Source organism: Pseudoalteromonas sp. SG44-17 (genome assembly GCF_014164235.1).
GTDB lineage: Bacteria > Pseudomonadota > Gammaproteobacteria > Enterobacterales > Alteromonadaceae > Pseudoalteromonas > Pseudoalteromonas rhizosphaerae.
The window spans coordinates 48707-66413 of the sequence record NZ_JACJEV010000008.1 but is presented as its reverse complement, the minus strand read 5'-3'; the positions used below and the strand labels follow the sequence as shown (position 1 = coordinate 66413).

Genomic DNA, 17707 nt, shown 5'->3' with positions numbered 1-17707 from the left:
ATGGCAAACACCAAGAAAGTTACTCCCTCTAGCGAATTAAAAGATCGCTTAGAACATCTATTGTTTGCTGATATTGCTAATTTTTGGCTGGACCTTTATCGCCAAAAATACCGTCAACTTGTTGATGAACTAGCGCAGTGGGAATTGCTGCAAAATATGCCCGATGGCGAAGATCAGGATATTTGGCTATTGCGCCAAGCAATTGCTTTTTTACGTCATCGCGTAGAACATAAACAGCAAAGTTTACAAAAGTTGGATGCCGGTTATCTGCTTTTTATTGAAAGACTCAGTCATGCAGAAATCAGCGCCGAACGTGAATTCCATATTTTAGATTACGCTCAGCAACTAGGCGCCACGTCTGAACAATTACGCCAAGATAAACTTGCCTTTAATCGTTGGTTTGACGAAGGTGCTGTGATCAACCGTTACCAAGATATAGTCGCTGATATTGAACAAACTCTTAAATTTTTAATTGGAAAGCTTGGCGACTTAAGTAATCGCTATTTAAAAAAATCTTCAAACGATATAGCAAAAGCGTGGCAAACTCTGGACTTAGAGAGCTTCTTTTTACAATTATTAACCAAGACCGATAATGAACATGTAAGAAATGCGCTATACCGTGCCTTAGCGAATCAAGTACAACTGATGCATAACCATGATGGCGATCCAGAGCTAAGTGCAAATTTAATTGAAACCTTAGTATTAGCATTAGAAGAGGTGAATACACCGCATTTAGCCCGTTTGGATATATTAGAAATTTTGATCCATCAACGGCCAACCTACATTCGTGCATTTATGCAGCAGCTGATCCAACAAACTGATCAGTGCCAACTTAATGCTGAAGAACGGTTATTTATTTTAGCTGCGTTACCAAAAATTTTAACCAGCCAGAACACATTGAGCCACTTATGTGAAAACCTGTTAATGCAGTTAGCCGAACACAGTTATCCACGAGTAAGGCAAAGTGTTATAGAGCAAGCTGGTAATTTTTCTGTCAGTTTTTTACAAAATTTATTAACCGAACGATTAAAAATAGAAACCGTTGATGCCGTGCGCTTTACGTTAGTTAAACAACTAAGTAGCCCTCGTATAGATACCGACAACTTTGCATTCAAACTCTGGTGGCAACTATTAAGTGGTAATGAAAGCTTTGCCATTAAACGTTTAACGTTAGAGCTCACTGCTCGTATGATGCTCAATCAACAATTAGAGACAAACCAACCAAATAGCGTTTTCACAACTTATATCAATTGTTTAAATGAACGATTGCAGAGCGAGCCGGTGCTGGCTATTCGCCGTTTTATCAGCCGTACCAGAGAGCAATTAGTTGCATTTGAGCATCAAAATTTAATGGCTGAGTTAGAGCAAGTATTACCAAACTCTGCAACCCTATCTCAGCTCGATAAAGAATTAGATGAAGAGTTACTTGGTCGCTTACTCAGTCGTAAAGCTCAGCAAAGCGAAGGCTACAATGTTAGTAAAAATAAATTAACATGGCAGATCCGCAGTGGTTATCGTTATGCGTTTAGGTTGTGGCGTTTTATACATGAATGGCGCAACCCAAGCACAGACAAACGCCAAAGCTTTAATCATAGCAAAGCCCGAAAACCATCTGCCTTTATGCATGTTCCTAGTTGCTCTGTAGCGGAGATAAGCACTACCAATGTTCCTGGCGAACCGTTATTTGATACTGATGAATACTCAGCGCGGCCACATTTACCGTTACCTGATTTCTTACTCTCGGTACTGAGCCAAGACAATTTAAAACAGCCAGCAAAAACCTATACGCCAGATGGTATTTTATTAGTTACCCCGCCAAAGTCATTATTTCAGCGAATTAGCAGTTATATTTGGCTAAGTATTAATATTGATAGTTTAGATACACAACGTAAAGGTAACGAAATAGAGCAAAACAATTACCTGACAGCACTCAATAAGCACGGTTTTAGTTTTGAATTTAAAGCCTATGGTGAACAACTCGGTTGTACGTTTGATGTAGAGCCAAATATTAGTAAGCTTTATAACAAGCTAAGTTTTTCTCCACTACTGGTAAATATTTGGCTGAATTTTAAAGAGTATCTTTACTCAATCTATCAAAACAGTATTGGTCAGCTTATCTTTTTTGTAGTTGGTTTTATGGTTTATTTTTGGGGACGTCATATTCGCATAAGCCGACGTATAAAAACCGACCGTCAAGCAATTCCAGTCAGTATTGGTGGTTGGGGCACCCGAGGTAAATCTGGCACTGAACGCTTAAAAGCCGCGCTGTTCAGCAGTCTTGCGTTAAAAGTAATAACGAAAACAACGGGCTGCGAAGCAACCCTTATTTATGCTCGCTCCAATGGTGAACAATTTGAAGTGCCTTTATTCCGCCCATTTGATAAAGCCAGTATTTGGGAGCAAAGTGATGTTTTACATTTTGCTAAAAATGTCAAAGCAGATGTCTTTTTATGGGAGTGCATGGGCTTAACACCTCGCTACGTCAAAATACTCAGGCAGTGGATGCAAGATAACTTTTCAACTATTACCAATGCCTATCCTGATCATGAAGATATATTAGGACCAACAGGTATTGATGTGGCTAAAGAAATGGCAAACTTTATCGCCCCCAAAAGTCAGGTTTTTACTAGCGAACAAACCATGTTCCCTATTTTAGATAAAGACGCTACACAAAAAAGCAGTACCTTAATTCAGGCACATTGGGGCGATGGTTATCAAATCACACCCGACATTAGAGCACTTTACCCATATGAAGAGCACCCGGATAATATTGCTTTAGTATGTAAGATGGCAGCCTACATTGGCCTGGAAAAAGACTTTGTATTTAAAGAAACAGCACAGCGTATAGTACCTGACATTGGTGTTTTACAACACTTTAGCCCTGTACCTTTTACACATTTTAGCATGTCATTCGTTAATAGTATGTCAGCCAATGAACGCTTAGCGACCATAGAGAACTGGCGACGCTTAGATTTATTTGGCCTAAGCAAGGATCCAAGTAAACAAACCATCGCCTTGATTAACAACCGAAATGACCGTGTAGCACGTTCAAAAGTGTTTGCCCAGATGCTCGTCGAAGATTTACCGTTTGATAAAATGGTTGTCATTGGTACCAATGTTGATGGCTTTTATAGCTATTACTTGCACGCTTTTGCTGAGCGCTTTGAACGAATAATTAGTAATAATGATTTACAGGAATTAGAATTGTTGTGCTCTCAGCTACACTGCATTAAAGAAGCAGATACAGTTGCCGAAATAATGAATAAAGCACTTGAAGGTAGCTACCAGGCAAAAGAATTTACCGCCTTGAATAATGCAGAGCAATTTACTGATTGGCTCAATGGACAGGCACAAACATTAAGTGAACAGCAGCGAATAAGTTTGCAAGATGTTTTTAATCACTATTTAAGCTATCAACAGATGCGGCCTTTGTTGAGTGATTTAAAAAAGAATCAACATAATTTACAAACAATATTATTGGAATTAGTCAAAAGTAAATGCATATTAATTACTAACTCCAAGGTCACCCCCGATCAATTAACGATCATGCTAACTGCACTTGCGAGGCCTCACTGTCACCAAGTCATCATTGGTATGCAAAACATTAAAGGAGCTGGCTTAGGCTATGTTTATGGCTGGCAACAATGGCAAAAGATTTACGATAGCATAAGTATGCTTTTAGATAACAATTGCTCAGCTGAACAGTTTAAAAAAACCTTAACGCGCTTATCACTGATCAGTACATTTAGTCAGCTTGAGCATGCTTATTTAAGCAGTGCGTTATTAGAGATAAAAAAAATGCATCATGCGCAAAATGAATACAGCCAAGCAGAGCTTGTGCATATTAATGAACGTTTGAATAAACATCAGCAACAGCTAGACAATAAAACCGACAGCCAGCAACAAGGCCCATTAAAAAGATTTGCCATACAAGTGGCTGAATCATTTTTAGATGCTGGGGCTGCTGTTAAACGCAAAAAAATTGCCAACCAAGTTTATAAAGATATCGCAACCCAGCGTATTACTCTTGAAAAAGCTATTACGGTCTTAGGAAAGCTAAATCGCAATCAAAAGCCCGGCTGGTTAACATTTTCAAATAAAGATAATAGCTAAGTTAATCATACCGTAAAAACCTACAAAGCCTTAATTACTAATTAAGGCATACCGACCTAAACAAATGTATTAACTTAATTTTCAGCTAAAATTTTAGTTATAAAATAAGTAAAATATTTTCAAAGTAATTACATTCAGCAAGTCACTGTTTGCAAATGAATTATTTAAAAAAGACAAATAAAGCAGTGAATTATTGCGAAAACGCTCATGTTCAACATTTGACCGAACCCAATATTTATAGCAAAATAGTACCATAAATTGTTAATAAAAATGTTAACAAAAACAAAATGAATTACTTGGTAGGAAAAGTACTATGAAAAACTCATTGTTTAAGCTTGCAACATTACCTTTATTGATCGCTTCAGGCTTTGCAGCAGCATCAACGAACCTAGTAGCAAATGGTTCTTTTGAAAACACTGCAACAATTTCTGGAACATGGGGATTATTAAATCAAGTCTCAGGTTGGCAACGTTCAAACAATGCTAAGTTTGAAATCCAAACCAATAAGCTTGGCCTTATCAAAGCTCAAGATGGCAGCCAGTATTTAGAGTTAGATTCGACAGCTAATTATAGCGTTTCGCAAACATTGAATACTGATGTTGATCATAACTATGAAGTAAGCTTTTATTATTCAGCACGTGTAAGCGGCGATGCAAATACTAATAAAGCAGAAGTATATTGGGATGGTGAGTTACTCGATACGTTAAATTCAACCACCAAAGGCTGGCAAAAGTTTACGTACACTGTAAAAGCAAGTTCAGCAGCAACCGAACTTAAATTTATCGGCGCTGGTAAATCTGATTCATTCGGTGCGTTTATTGATGATGTTAAAGTAACTAGCCAATGTGCATCAGGCTTATACGGTATTAATAACTTCGGTACGAATGAAGAAGGATTTGTTTACTTTTTCAACACTGACACAAACACATACTCTAAAGTAACGGGTTTAAGTAACACGGCATCAAATATTGCATCACATAATGGTGTTTTATATTTCATGGAGCAATTAGATAGCTCGACTAAAGTCTCGCAAATTTTATCACTTGACCTTGCTACGAATGAGCAGGCATTGGTTACATCTGCAACTTCGTACCCGATTTACCGCTCTGCAATGAACGCTGATGGCACAACATTACGTACCACAAGCAAAACATACATGTACGATTTTGACCTAGCAACAGGTGATAAAACAGTACTTGGTAAATTAACTTTCCCTGGTGATTCGTTCGCTGATGGTGATATTGCTTATTCAGCTGATAATAATGTTCTTTACGTTCTTACCGGTAAAGCACTTTATACTATTGACCAAGGTTCAATGGAGTTGTCTTTAATTGGTGAGCATGGTGTTGATCAAGCATCTGGTATCGCAATTGCTGCAGATGGCACAATTTATGTGTCAGGACGTGTAAAAGGCGAGAACGCTAAAATTTACCGATTAGATCAAAATACTGCGGCGGCAACATTCATTATGGATGGCCCTTCACATGTTAATGATTTAACGTTTGTTGATAGTAACTACTGTAACTAATTTACACTGTTAATAAGTCTTTATTTAAAGGCCGAGTAATTTATTACTCGGCCTTTAGTATTTGTTACGCATTGTGTAACAGCTCCTCAATGCCACCTTATTTACCCGCTATACAAAAAATGAGCAAGTGTCATTTCATTACGCTTATTACCGCAAAGCCCCTTCGTGCCTTACGCTGACGCTTTAAAGCCATCAGTAATCTAACTATCGCAAGCACTTCCCCTGCACTGCCCGTGTATGTATACTTAGGCGCAATTGTAGCTAGGATAAGGGTGTGACTCTTACCCACTAAGCAAAAACTTAGTGAGCAAACCATTACCTTAGCTGCATTAAAAATAATATTCATGGCCACCCGTTCTGTTTGTGTTGAAAGCACATGAACGACCAAAGCAAAAAATATAAGGCCGCAATAATTAACGTTGAGTTAGGAAGTAAATATGAGTTCATTACCTAAAGCAGGTGATTTTTTAGGGCATCCTAAAGGATTATTTCTGTTGTTCGGCACAGAAATGTGGGAGCGATTTGGTTATTACGGCATGCGTGCCATTTTAGTACTTTATCTTGTTGCTATTGTCCAAGACGGTGGTTTTGGTTGGAGTAATGCAGACGCACTAAGCCTTTATGGTACGTTCACAATGGCGGTTTATATCACTCCATTATTTGGTGGTTGGTTAGCTGATAACGTACTTGGTCAACGAAAAGCTATTATCATCGGCGGTCTACTAATGGCTGCTGGCCATTTTACTATGGGTATCCCCCACGATATGTTAGCCGGCCAACAGGAAAACGTATTTTATATCGGTCTTGCTTTATTATGTATGGGTAACGGTTTATTTAAACCTAACATCTCAACTATGGTTGGCGACTTGTATAAAGAGGGTGATCAACGTCGTGATGGCGCCTTCACAATCTTCTATATGGGTATCAACTTAGGTGGTGCGCTTGGTCCACTTGTTGCGGGTTTCGCAGCTGCATCTATGGGTTGGCAATATGGCTTCGTTGTTGCTGGTATTGGTATGCTAATTTCGGTAGCGATGCAAGTAGTACTTAGTAATAAGTACTTAGGTGATATTGGTGTTGTTCCTGCCGCTAAATTAGCGCAATCACAATCAACTTCAAATACCAAAGAGCCGCTCACAAAAGTGGAAACTGACCGTATAAAAGTTATTTTCACTATGAGTGTATTTAGTATCATATTTTGGATGGGTTTTGAGCAAGCCGGTGGCTTGATGAATTTATTCGCTAATGATTACACTGATCGTATGTTGTTCAACTTTGAAATTCCAGCGTCTTGGTTCCAATCATTAAACTCAATCTTCATCATTATTTTTGCGCCTATGGTTGCCATAGTATGGTTGAAACTTGATAAACGAGAGCCTAATTCTCCAGTTAAATTTGCCATTGCGTTGATATTCTTAGCGCTTGGCTTTATCACTATGATTTTAGCACTTATGACCCAAGGTCAAGGTGAGCCACTACAGATCAGCATGATGTGGTTAGTATTATTTTACTTATTCCATACCTTGGGTGAATTATGTTTATCGCCGATCGGCTTATCAATGGTGAGTAAACTAGCACCACTGCGTTTAGCATCAATGCTAATGGGAATTTGGTTCCTATGTACTGCTGTTGCGAATAAGATTGCTGGTTTCGTAGGTTCATTCTTAGGTGAAGGCGAAGAAGCGCTTGATAACGCATTGGGCATTTTTATTGGTTTAGGCGCTACTGCTGTTCTCTCTGCTGTGATCATGTACTTACTAAGCGACAAGCTTGTTAAATGGATGCACGGTGCTGAAGGTCAACACGAGCCACAAACACAAGAGCACATTTTAGCTGAAGAGCTTGAAGTAGTTGCTGAAAAACCGTAACGTTGTGTTTATTATCTCCCCACAAGCTATGCCGCTTGTGGGGATTTTAGTTGCTCTATTTATATCGCCATGATTAATTCCTGCCAACCAAACGTCGATTTAAGTTACGATATTAATAAGGCTGACTTCAAAGCGCGTAACAAAAGATTATAAATTACTTTTCAACAGCTTCATTAAACACATCTGATAGGCCACCACGCACGTTCAACGAAACGCTGTAGCACTGCTAGCAAAATGCCCCAGCCATTACTAGTAACCTTAGCTTAGCGCAGAAGAGTTAGTTTTTTAACAAATACGGCTCTAGCGTAAACAATTTATTACACCACGTATATTTAATAAGGGGTGAATAGTTCCTTTATTTGATTATTTACCCCCTTAAATAAGAATAAATTAATTCTATTTATCAATAAGTTAATAAAAGTTTAAGTTACTTAATACAAGGCCTTTCAATACAAATCTCAAAACCAAGCATTAATGCTTATGCATTTTAAAATGATCGTCCCATTTAATTTACAAAGAGCCGTTTGCCTAAATAGCTATCGGCTCTTCCCCTGCTGCCAATTATGGTTAATTATCTGCGCATCAGACACAACAAGACGCAGTGTTTATTGCGGGAGAATTATAATGAGTGAAGTAACTAACCCTTTAGGTTTGGTAGGTATCGAGTTTACTGAATACGCTACACCTGATGCAGATTATATGGATAAAGTATTTACCGATTTTGGTTTTTCAAAGCTCAAAACATTTAAAGGTAAAGACATTGTTTATTACAACCAAAACGATATTCACTTTTTACTAAATAATGAACGTGATGGTTTCTCTGCAGAATTTGCAAAAAGTCATGGTCCTGCAATTTGTTCTATGGGTTGGCGTGTAGAGAATGCTCAACAGGCATTTGACACCGCAGTAGCGCGTGGTGCAAAACCTGCGACTGATTCAACTCATAAAGACCTACCATATCCGGCAATTTACGGTATTGGTGACAGCTTAATTTATTTCATTGAGCAATTTGGTGACAAAGGTTCAATCTATGAGCAAGACTTTGAAGACTTAAGCGAACAAAACATTGTTGATGATAAAGGCTTTATCCGCATCGACCATTTAACTAATAACGTTTATAAAGGCACTATGGAAACATGGGCTAACTTTTATAAAGACGTATTTGGTTTTACTGAGGTTCGTTACTTTGATATCAAAGGCCAAAAAACAGCCTTGATCTCTTATGCACTTAAATCACCGTGCGGCACCTTCTCGATTCCAATCAATGAAGGTAAAGGCAACGATAACAACCAAATCGATGAATACCTTGGTGAATACAATGGCCCAGGCGTGCAGCATTTAGCATTCTTAACAGATGACCTAGTAAGCTCACTAGATAAGCTTGATAAATCAACCATTGCCACGCTTGATATTATCCCTGAATACTACGATACAATTTTCGATCGTGTACCTTGGGTTGCAGAAGATAAAGAAAAGATCCGTGAACATCAGATCTTAGTCGATAGCCAAAGTGAAAATTGCTACTTATTGCAAATTTTCTCGAAAAACTTATTTGGCCCAATCTTTATCGAGATGATCCAACGTGTTGATGACGGCGGTTTTGGTGAAGGTAACTTCCAAGCACTGTTTGAATCAATCGAGCGCGACCAAGAGCGCCGCGGCGTTTTATAAGCACCGTATTGTAAATTTAAAAAGCAGCGTACTTCGCTGCTTTTTGTCGTTTCATCAATATTATAAATGACAATCTGAATTTCACTGTTTAAATCGCGCTATTCATCACCATATCCACTGTAAAGCGCGACTGACTAAACCAAAGGAAATGTAATGAGTTTAATTAACGAAACCCATGATATAAATTTAACTAGCTGGGTTGCCTCAGCAAACGTTGCAAATTGTGACTTCCCAATTCAAAACCTACCATTTGCAGAAGTACGTCGTAAGAACTCTGACGAAGCTTTTCGTGGTGCTGTTGCCATTGGCGACCAAGTTATCGACCTTGCCAAAGTAAACGAGTTAGCTATTTTCTCAGGCGATGCACAAACAGCCATAGCAGCAGCAAGCCAAGCAACATTAAATGAATTTATGGGTCTTGGTCAGCAATATTGGTCAGCGCTACGTTTAGCATTATCTAAAGCATTACGCGAAGGCGCCGCTGAACAAGCTAAGTTAAGCGACGCATTAATTGCCCAAGCAGACATTGAGTTTGCATTGCCATGTCGTATTGGCGATTACACTGACTTTTACACATCTATCTATCATGCAACAGCAGTCGGTAGCTTATTCCGTCCTGACAACCCGTTACTGCCTAACTATAAATGGGTACCCATTGGTTACCATGGCCGTTCTTCATCAATTGATGTGTCAGGTCAAACCTTTCATCGCCCAAATGGTCAAACTAAGGCGCCAGACGCTGAAGTACCATCGCTTGGTCCGTGTAAACGTTTAGATTATGAGTTAGAGCTAGGCATTTATTTAGGTAAAGGTAATGAATTAGGTGATGCCATTGCTATCGAAAACGCTGAAAACCATGTATTTGGTTTTTGTGTATTCAATGACTGGTCAGCACGTGACTTACAGGCATGGGAATACCAACCATTAGGTCCATTCCTTGCGAAAAACTTTGCTTCAACTGTATCACCGTGGATTGTAACCACCGAAGCATTAGCACCTTATAAAACATCATGGACTCGTGATGAAAATGACCCACAACCATTAGATTATTTAGAATCAAGCCAAAACCGTGAGCTTGGCGCCTTTGATATAAAAATGGACGTGCAAATTGAGACCGCTAAAATGCGTGAACAAGGTGCTGCACCTTCATTAGTCTCTAAATCAAGTTTCAAACATTCATACTGGACAGTGGCACAAATGGTGACTCATCACACAGTAAATGGTTGTAACTTTATGCCAGGTGATATGCTGGGCTCAGGTACGCAATCAGGTCCGACTCATGAAGAAGCTGGTTCATTACTTGAACTGTCTCGTGGTGGTAAAGAAAAAATCACCCTTAATAACGGTGAACAACGCAGCTTTTTAGAAGATGGCGACAACGTTATTATGCGTGGTTGGTGTGAAAAAGCCGGTTTTGCTCGTATCGGTTTTGGCTGCGTAGAAGGAACGGTTCTTCCTGCTAAGTAACTAAGTTGTAAACATTTATTAAATGTATTTATTATAAGGAGGCGACCAACGCCTCCTTTTTTAAGATTAATTACAATTTTTTACTGGCTTTTTCAGCTCAGATTGCTATCTTAATTCGGTTAATAGCCAGTGTTTATAAGCCATGTCAGCATTTATTAAGTCTTTTTATCACAAATTATTCCCAGCTAGACAGCTGTTGATCCGCCAAAATGGTGAGGTTAAACATGTGATATTAGCACCTTGGTTACAAATATCAGCCGTAGCTATTATTTTAATTGCTTTAATTTGGTTGGCTGTTTCGACCCTGCGAATATACTCTCAAACCAACAAGATTTCCGATATCGAACAAAGCCAATTATCAAAACAACAACAGTGGCAGCAACAAAGTAAAGAACAACAAGCACAATACGATAAACAGTTAGCCCAGCTTGCGGTGCTAGAGCAAAAGCATGCTTTATTGCAGAGCATGATCGATTCTTTACCTGAGTCGATGAGTAATCCCACACTGCCAGCAGCGCCGCCAGAAGGTGAACTCGGCGAACAACAAGAAGAGTTCCACGAACCATTAGTTGATGAAAACCCTAACAGCGCACACACTCTTTCACTCTCTGACTCTGTTAATATCGAGCAACGTTTTGCACTACTCGATAGCCAATACCAACACAGCTTTTTACAAATAGAGCAACAAATAGAACGCCGCCAGCACGATATTTTAGCGATGCTCAAAGGTGCAGGACTTGATACCGCCTTGGCGCGTCGTCTAGATGGTAATATGACAGAAACCGCGCAAGGTGGTCCGCTGGATTTATTTGATGAATCAAAGATCCCAGCTGAATTTTTAGTCATCGCAGATAAACTATTGGCGTTGAATAAGCTTGAAAATTTACTCAGTGAGTTACCGCAAACTCTGCCTGCAGCAAATTACTATATTTCGAGTAGTTTTGGCCTGCGTAAAGATCCAGTGAATAACCGTCATGCTTATCATAAAGGTGTTGATTTAGCAGGTTGGCATAAAACCGAAATATTCGCCCCCGCTGATGGCACTGTATTACGCGCAGGACGCAACGGTGGTTATGGTAATTTTATCGAACTGCAACATAAAAACGGCTTTGTAACTCGGTTTGGTCACTTAAATAAAATCAACGTTAAAAAAGGCCAAACGGTAACCAAAAATGATGTTATCGGATTAATGGGCAGCACTGGCAGAAGTACTGGCACTCACCTACACTATGAAGTATTACTTAACGACAAACATGTCAATCCAGTCAAAATAACAAAGGCGCTTTCTCGTGTTCGGTAAAAAAAAATCAACAGTAAGTAGTTCTGCAAATTCTCAACTAAAAAGAACTAGCCACACTCCTTCGATAATTTCTGAAGATGTTCGCTTAACGGGCAGCCTAGTGAGTCAAGGTGAAGTACAGCTTGATGGTCGCATAGATGGTGATGTTCGTGTTAACCATTTAGTTATTGGTAATACCGGTTGTGTTGAAGGCTCAGTGGTCGCTGAAAGCGTGATTGTAAAAGGTAAAGTAATCGGCTCACTCAACGCCAGCAAAGTAGTTATTGAACGTTCAGCGCAAGTGCACGGGGATGTTTATCAAGATACTTTAAGTATTGATGCTGGTGCAATTATTGAAGGTAACTTAAAACAACGCCATGAAGCTGAAACGGTTGAATTAATTGCCAATAACGCAGAATCAAAGCCAGAGCTTACATCTGCGCTCAGTGAAGGTGATAATGACTTGTCGTTTTTCAACAAACAAGCCGCTGAGAAAAAGTAATCGCTTTATTATTCTTTTACTTTTTCTTAGTAACGTACATTGTAATATCAGCAGTGAAGACCAATTCACTGCGAGTATTGTAAAGCTTCACTGGCACCACTAAATCCTCTTTATCTAGCCATTGTCTTGGCATTGCAATTTCTGCCACAGCTGTGACATCAGTATCAACCTTCGCTAAGTACTGCACCGTCATTCCTTTAGGGATCCAGCGATGAGTTTTATATGGCACGGTAGCATCTACCATCACACCGGCACATAACTCAGCTAAATTACACTGCGCAATAGCATGGATAGTCCCAATATGATTGTGCACACTCCGTCGGTTTTTAACCATTGCGCTGCAATGTCCGTCACGTAAATCTAAAACAGTGGGTTTCATGGAGCCAAAATAAGGGGCTTTAAAACACACTACTTTAGTAAATAACCAATTGCCAAATGGTAGACGCTTAAAACTATGCCATGCTGTTAAAACTGCAGATTTATTACTCATTATTATTTTCCATTGAATGTCGCTATTGCAAAATTAGCACATCAGACCAGTTAGCAAAAGTGCATTTATACTTATAATCTTATTGATAGATGGGTCATATGCCCTTTCTTTTTTATCTTTGCAGACCTAAAATACGCGGCAAAAGGAGCACTCATGCCAACAACCGATCGCCGCAATCATCTTAGTGTTATTTTAATTCTCGCTCTTCTGGTTATATTCTGCCCATTAGCGATTGATATTTACTTACCCGCATTTCCTGATATAGCGCAAGCATTGGCTATTGATGAGCAGCAAGTGCAACTTACCGTCGCTATTTTTATGCTGACGGTTGGCTTAGGTCAGCTTATAGCAGGTCCTTTAGCCGACAAGTTTGGCCGCCGTCCAGTCGCACTATTTGGCATCACACTGTATGGATTTGCTGGGATGTTGGCTTTTTTAGCACCTAGTTTTAGCATTCTGATGCTTGCACGTGCACTGCAAGGTTTTGGGGCTTGTGCCACTTTTGTAGTTGCATTTGCGATTGTTCGTGATACCTACGGCAGTGCTAAAAGCGGCCAAATGATCACTTACCTAAATGGTATTGTGTGTTTTATTCCGGCGTTAGCACCTATTTTAGGCGCTTGGCTGACTGTGCAATTTGGCTGGCGGATAAACTTTTTATTTTTGGCGGGGTTTGCTTGTATTGGACTAATGATCACTGCCATATATTTTAAAGAAACACGCCCTGCGGATAGCCACTATGAGGGCCACATACTCGATTTACGTCGTTTTATACCAATCATTAGCACGCCTATTTTTCTTTTTAATAGCCTAATTTGTATGGTGGCAATGTCGGCTATTTTAGCTTTTGTAACATTAGCACCGGGATGGATCATGACCGAGTTAGGTGGATCGGTCAGCGATTTTACTTTTTGGTTTACTCTCAATGCCATTGTTAGCATTGTAGCTAGCTTTATTGCACCATTGTATATCAAACGCCATAGTCAAAAAGCGTTACGCATAGGTATGAGTTTATTAATTTTCTCTGGTGTACTGATTTTAATTCTCGGCCAGTTTAAAAGTGCCTTTGCTTTTATGCTGCCAGTGTTGATTGCTGCGCTAGGCTTTGCACTTAGCTTAGGCTCAGCGGCTGGAATGGCATTATCACATTTTGCTAAACAAGCAGGTACTGCATCTGCGTTAATCGGTTTAATGCAAATGAGCGGCGCTGGAGCATTGGTTATGCTCACCCAAGTGCTCCCTTTCAATGCACCCGAGTTTATTGCTTTTCACTTATTATTATTGCTGCCACTGTGGGTTATACTGCTCAGTAATAAAGCACACGCTTATCACCCTAAAAACACATAAAAACAATGATCAATTTTGAATTTTTACTGTCATTTTTAGCCGCGAGCTTTTTAATCGCTGTTGCACCAGGTCCTTCCAATGCTTTTTTAATGGCGCAAACTTTTGCCAATGGCCGCGCAGCAGGCTTACAAAGCGCATTTGGTTTTGCTTTAGGCGGAGTGGCGCATACTTTATTTGCCGTTGTCGGTCTTACGGCTATCCTAAAAGCCTCAGAAGTGGCTTATACCAGCGTACAATACGCTGGTGCTGCCTACTTATGTTATTTAGGTGTTATGATGTTTAAAAGCACATTTATCCAGTCAGAGTGCAGTAGCGAAGATAAACCCCATGTAAGCACCAAGAAAAAAACTAATGTTATGTTTCAGGCTATGATGACTGAAGTGCTCAACCCTAAAGTAGCGTTATTTTTTATTGCGTTTATTCCGCAGTTTGTTGATCCAACCCTGTCATCATCAACTACATTTCAATTAGCTTTCTTTGGCTTACTGTATCCACTTTTTGCGTTTCCGATTGACTGCACGTATATTTACTTTGGCGATAAAATTGCAGGCTACTTTCGAGAGCACCCGCAAAGCCAAATTTGGATTGATCGTATAACAGGTGTAGTATTTGTAGTTCTTGCGGTTAATCTACTCATCTAAAAAGAAAAAGAGTCAACATGGAACAAAAACAGCAAACCCTTCCAGCGCAAAAAAATATTGCTTTAGTTGCACACGATGGTAAAAAAGCAGCCTTGCTAGCCTGGTGTAATAAACATCGCGATAACCTCAGTAAGCACACTTTATATGGCACAGGCACCACAGGTCATTTAATTGAGCGAAATACTGGACTTGAAGTTATCAAACTACTTAGTGGCCCTATGGGGGGCGATCAGCAGTTAGGCGCTAAAATTGCGGAGCATGAAATTCATGTGTTGATTTTCTTTTGGGACCCCCTTGCATCTCAACCTCATGATCCGGATGTTAAAGCATTATTACGCTTAGCTGCGGTATGGAATATTCCAGTGGCGTGTAATGAAGTCAGCGCAGATATGATTTTAAGCTCGCCTTTGATGCATAACGAGCTTGAACGGTCATTGCCAGATTACGAGAAATACCTCGCAACCCGACAAGTCATTCTATAAGCACCCTTTAACGATAAAGCATACTTGCCCATTTAGTGAGTCCGGCGGTTACACTACCGAAGTGATCGCCGTTTACCATTTTAATATCACCTAAGTGCTCAACTAATGCAGCTTTTATTAGTGGCGATTGCGCGCTGCCACCGGTAAGGTAAATCACATCAGGAACGGTCCCTGCATCTTTAATCGCTTGTTTTGCTAAACTTACTATTTGCATAATCGAATCATCAACCGCCACAGCTAAATCAGCTCGTGATAGCACTTTATGTAATTGCGGTGCTAAAAACCCTAATTCACAGTCATACTCAGTCACTGACGAAAGCGCAATTTTTGCCGCCTCCCCTTGCTGTACCAGCTGATGACCTTGCTTATTTTGCTGCAAATCGATCAGTCGTTGAAATAACTCAGGTGCTTGTACTTCACGTAACTGCGTAAGTAATTCTCGGTGATGGCTTTGACTATAAAACTGGCTTTGTAAGTTCACATCGTTAATTTTACATGCTTGCCAAAATGCTTGATTAGGCAGTGGTAAACCTGATTTAAACTGACTGCCTAAACCAAGCAATGGCATTAATGCGTGATAGCTTAAAGCAATGTCTAAATCATTACCGCCAACACGTTTACCTGTATGCGCTAAAAAGTCACGGTCACGGTCACTACTATCACGAAAGCTAGGTCCCATTTGCACAAATGAGCAGTCACTGGTACCACCACCAATATCAATAACCAATACTTTTTGATCGTGATTTAAGTCACTTTCATAATCAATTCCCGCTGCGAGTGGTTCATATAAAAAAGCCACATCTTTAAAGCCAGCTCGTTTTGCTGCACGCTCTAAAATACCAATTGCTTGTTGGTTTGATTGCTCTCCACCCACGGCTTGGAAATTTACCGGGCGGCCAATAACCGTTTGTGTTAACTCTTTTTGTAGTGATTTTTCAGCACGCTGTTTGATTTTTAAAATCATTGCGGTGGCAATATCTTCAAAGAAGTTGATTTGCCCTTGCTTTAAGCCTATTGCGCCAAAAAACGATTTAGGGGATTTAACAAAATAGCCTTCTTCAGGAAATTGCACATATTCGTTAATTGCTTCACGGCCAATAAAAAGACTTTCATCACCGGGGGCTAGATCTAAGTCAGACTTGATCCGCACCATACTATTGAGCAGGGCTTGGCGCTGGGTTTTAAAATCAGTTTCATAATTTGTACCTGTTAGATGCTGAGCAACAAAATCGACAACTAAAGCACTATGATGTGTGTATAAGGTTGAAGGGAGGTAAAACTTACCTTGCTCTAGGGGCACCAGCTCAACAGTATTTTGAGCATTCATTACACCCATTGCGCAATTAGAACTACCATAATCAAAACCAACTACCATTACTTCACCACAACTAACATCAAAAGGCCGCGCAATTTAGCATACTTACGGCTTTTTTTAAATGTTAATCAGGATCGCGTTGACGTAAAAAACTGGCAAACCGTGGTAAACCGTTTTTAGTAAAACCATGGTATCGGTATGTCACCGTCGCTCCTATTGCGGGTGGATTTTGGCGCTGTGCGTTACTAAAGCCAGTACCAATTGAAAACTCTTTTCCTTGTGGTGTAACTACTTTTAACGCCCCTAGCATGCCAGTAAATTTGCCTTTTCCTGGAAGATGAGCAATGACGACCGCTTCACTATCAAAATAAGGTTTTAACTTTAACAGCGCATCAGAACGGCCACTTTTATGCATTGCCGAGGCTAAATGCAGCATTACACCTTCACCACCTTGCTGAGTTACTTTATCAAAGTACGCAGATAATGCCTGCTCAGTGGTAAACTGATACTGCTGTACTGCTTGGATGTGAGGCTTATTTAATGTTTTTACTAAACGTAGATAATTTTCATAGCGTACTGCAAAGGGATTATGTTGATCTGGCATGTCAAATATCTGATAGGTGACTTTTTGCCAGTCACTATCCAACGGCTGTAAAGTGCGCACAATACCACTGAGGTCTGCAAAATCACCGCGCTTGGTCCACAACTCACCGTCTAACCTCAAATTAGGTAAATCAGCAATAAACCAGCCTGGCGCATGAATGGCATTGCCATTACGGGTTATCAACTGTGTTCCCGTCCAAATCGCACGGACCCCATCAAACTTCTCACTAACGAGATAGTTTTCAATGGCAAGCGCTTGATCTTGTTGATAAACCTTGGCAAGTTGGGCATCAGCGGTGATCTGTGTATCAGTTGCTAAGCAAGTAAAAGTACTGATCAGCAACCATAATACTGTTAGTCCTTTAAGCATATCGGTCTCCTTGTTTATCACCAAGCAGACT

13 protein-coding genes are annotated in these 17707 nt (G+C 39.9%); 10 read left to right on the top strand and 3 right to left on the bottom strand.

Going from position 1 to position 17707, the window contains the following annotated elements; genetic code table 11:
* The 7 genes from H5182_RS08070 to H5182_RS08040 all read left to right on the top strand — a co-directional run bounded on the left by H5182_RS08070 (position 1) and on the right by H5182_RS08040 (position 12428).
* Complete coding sequence (locus H5182_RS08070) at positions 1 to 4113, top strand: poly-gamma-glutamate synthase PgsB (RefSeq protein WP_182759860.1); 4113 nt, start codon at positions 1 to 3, stop codon at positions 4111 to 4113.
* A 313-nt stretch (positions 4114 to 4426) separates the two neighbouring features.
* Entirely contained in the window at positions 4427 to 5641 is a 1215-nt protein-coding gene (locus H5182_RS08065; RefSeq protein WP_182759859.1) for a DUF642 domain-containing protein, read from the top strand.
* Positions 5642 to 6078: 437 nt separating this feature from the next.
* Entirely contained in the window at positions 6079 to 7509 is a 1431-nt protein-coding gene (locus H5182_RS08060) for a peptide MFS transporter (protein ID WP_145237342.1), read from the top strand.
* A 624-nt stretch (positions 7510 to 8133) separates the two neighbouring features.
* Complete coding sequence (hppD, locus tag H5182_RS08055) at positions 8134 to 9180, top strand: 4-hydroxyphenylpyruvate dioxygenase (protein WP_145237345.1); 1047 nt, start codon at positions 8134 to 8136, stop codon at positions 9178 to 9180.
* Between the two features lie 153 nt (positions 9181 to 9333).
* Positions 9334 to 10647, top strand: coding sequence for a fumarylacetoacetase (gene fahA / locus H5182_RS08050; protein ID WP_145237348.1), 1314 nt, complete (start codon positions 9334 to 9336; stop codon positions 10645 to 10647).
* A gap of 142 nt (positions 10648 to 10789) precedes the next feature.
* A complete protein-coding gene (locus H5182_RS08045) occupies positions 10790 to 11947 on the top strand; it encodes a M23 family metallopeptidase (RefSeq protein WP_182759858.1) in 1158 nt (385 codons plus the stop codon).
* Positions 11937 to 12428 (top strand): polymer-forming cytoskeletal protein, encoded by a 492-nt coding sequence (locus H5182_RS08040; RefSeq protein ID WP_182759857.1) that lies wholly within the window; start codon positions 11937 to 11939, stop codon positions 12426 to 12428. The genes H5182_RS08045 and H5182_RS08040 overlap by 11 nt, the downstream gene beginning before the upstream one ends.
* Before the next feature lie 16 nt (positions 12429 to 12444).
* Here the strand turns inward: H5182_RS08040 and H5182_RS08035 are convergent, their stop codons facing one another.
* Positions 12445 to 12918 carry a hotdog fold domain-containing protein gene (locus H5182_RS08035; RefSeq protein WP_145237355.1) on the bottom strand — a complete coding sequence of 158 codons (474 nt, stop codon included), beginning with the start codon at positions 12916 to 12918 and terminating at the stop codon, positions 12445 to 12447.
* A gap of 153 nt (positions 12919 to 13071) precedes the next feature.
* On the opposite strand from H5182_RS08035, the gene H5182_RS08030 reads away from it, so the two are divergent.
* The 3 genes from H5182_RS08030 to H5182_RS08020 are packed head-to-tail and all read left to right on the top strand — an operon-like array spanning position 13072 to position 15388.
* Positions 13072 to 14265, top strand: a complete 1194-nt coding sequence (locus tag H5182_RS08030; RefSeq protein ID WP_182759856.1) for a multidrug effflux MFS transporter — start codon at positions 13072 to 13074, stop codon at positions 14263 to 14265.
* 5 nt (positions 14266 to 14270) lie between these two features.
* Entirely contained in the window at positions 14271 to 14906 is a 636-nt protein-coding gene (locus H5182_RS08025) for a LysE family translocator (protein WP_182717058.1), read from the top strand.
* A 17-nt stretch (positions 14907 to 14923) separates the two neighbouring features.
* Positions 14924 to 15388 carry a methylglyoxal synthase gene (locus H5182_RS08020; RefSeq protein WP_145237363.1) on the top strand — a complete coding sequence of 155 codons (465 nt, stop codon included), beginning with the start codon at positions 14924 to 14926 and terminating at the stop codon, positions 15386 to 15388.
* A gap of 7 nt (positions 15389 to 15395) precedes the next feature.
* On the opposite strand, the gene yegD is transcribed toward H5182_RS08020, so the two are convergent.
* Positions 15396 to 16763: a molecular chaperone gene (gene yegD / locus H5182_RS08015; protein WP_182759855.1), complete on the bottom strand. Its 1368-nt coding sequence runs from the start codon at positions 16761 to 16763 to the stop codon at positions 15396 to 15398.
* A 64-nt stretch (positions 16764 to 16827) separates the two neighbouring features.
* Positions 16828 to 17676, bottom strand: a complete 849-nt coding sequence (locus H5182_RS08010; protein WP_182759854.1) for a DNA ligase — start codon at positions 17674 to 17676, stop codon at positions 16828 to 16830.
* Positions 17677 to 17707 lie beyond the last annotated feature (31 nt).

Bases quoted from the DNA above. Each gene is read 5' to 3' on its own strand.
- H5182_RS08060 (WP_145237342.1), top strand. From the start codon at position 6,079: ATGAGTTCATTACCTAAAGCAGGTGATTTTTTAGGGCATCCTAAAGGA.
- hppD (WP_145237345.1), top strand. From the start codon at position 8,134: ATGAGTGAAGTAACTAACCCTTTAGGTTTGGTAGGTATCGAGTTTACT.
- H5182_RS08020 (WP_145237363.1), top strand. From the start codon at position 14,924: ATGGAACAAAAACAGCAAACCCTTCCAGCGCAAAAAAATATTGCTTTA.
- H5182_RS08070 (WP_182759860.1), top strand. From the start codon at position 1: ATGGCAAACACCAAGAAAGTTACTCCCTCTAGCGAATTAAAAGATCGC.
- fahA (WP_145237348.1), top strand. From the start codon at position 9,334: ATGAGTTTAATTAACGAAACCCATGATATAAATTTAACTAGCTGGGTT.
- H5182_RS08045 (WP_182759858.1), top strand. From the start codon at position 10,790: ATGTCAGCATTTATTAAGTCTTTTTATCACAAATTATTCCCAGCTAGA.
- H5182_RS08065 (WP_182759859.1), top strand. From the start codon at position 4,427: ATGAAAAACTCATTGTTTAAGCTTGCAACATTACCTTTATTGATCGCT.
- H5182_RS08010 (WP_182759854.1), bottom strand. From the start codon at position 17,676: ATGCTTAAAGGACTAACAGTATTATGGTTGCTGATCAGTACTTTTACT.
- H5182_RS08030 (WP_182759856.1), top strand. From the start codon at position 13,072: ATGCCAACAACCGATCGCCGCAATCATCTTAGTGTTATTTTAATTCTC.
- H5182_RS08035 (WP_145237355.1), bottom strand. From the start codon at position 12,918: ATGAGTAATAAATCTGCAGTTTTAACAGCATGGCATAGTTTTAAGCGT.
- H5182_RS08025 (WP_182717058.1), top strand. From the start codon at position 14,271: ATGATCAATTTTGAATTTTTACTGTCATTTTTAGCCGCGAGCTTTTTA.
- yegD (WP_182759855.1), bottom strand. From the start codon at position 16,763: ATGGTAGTTGGTTTTGATTATGGTAGTTCTAATTGCGCAATGGGTGTA.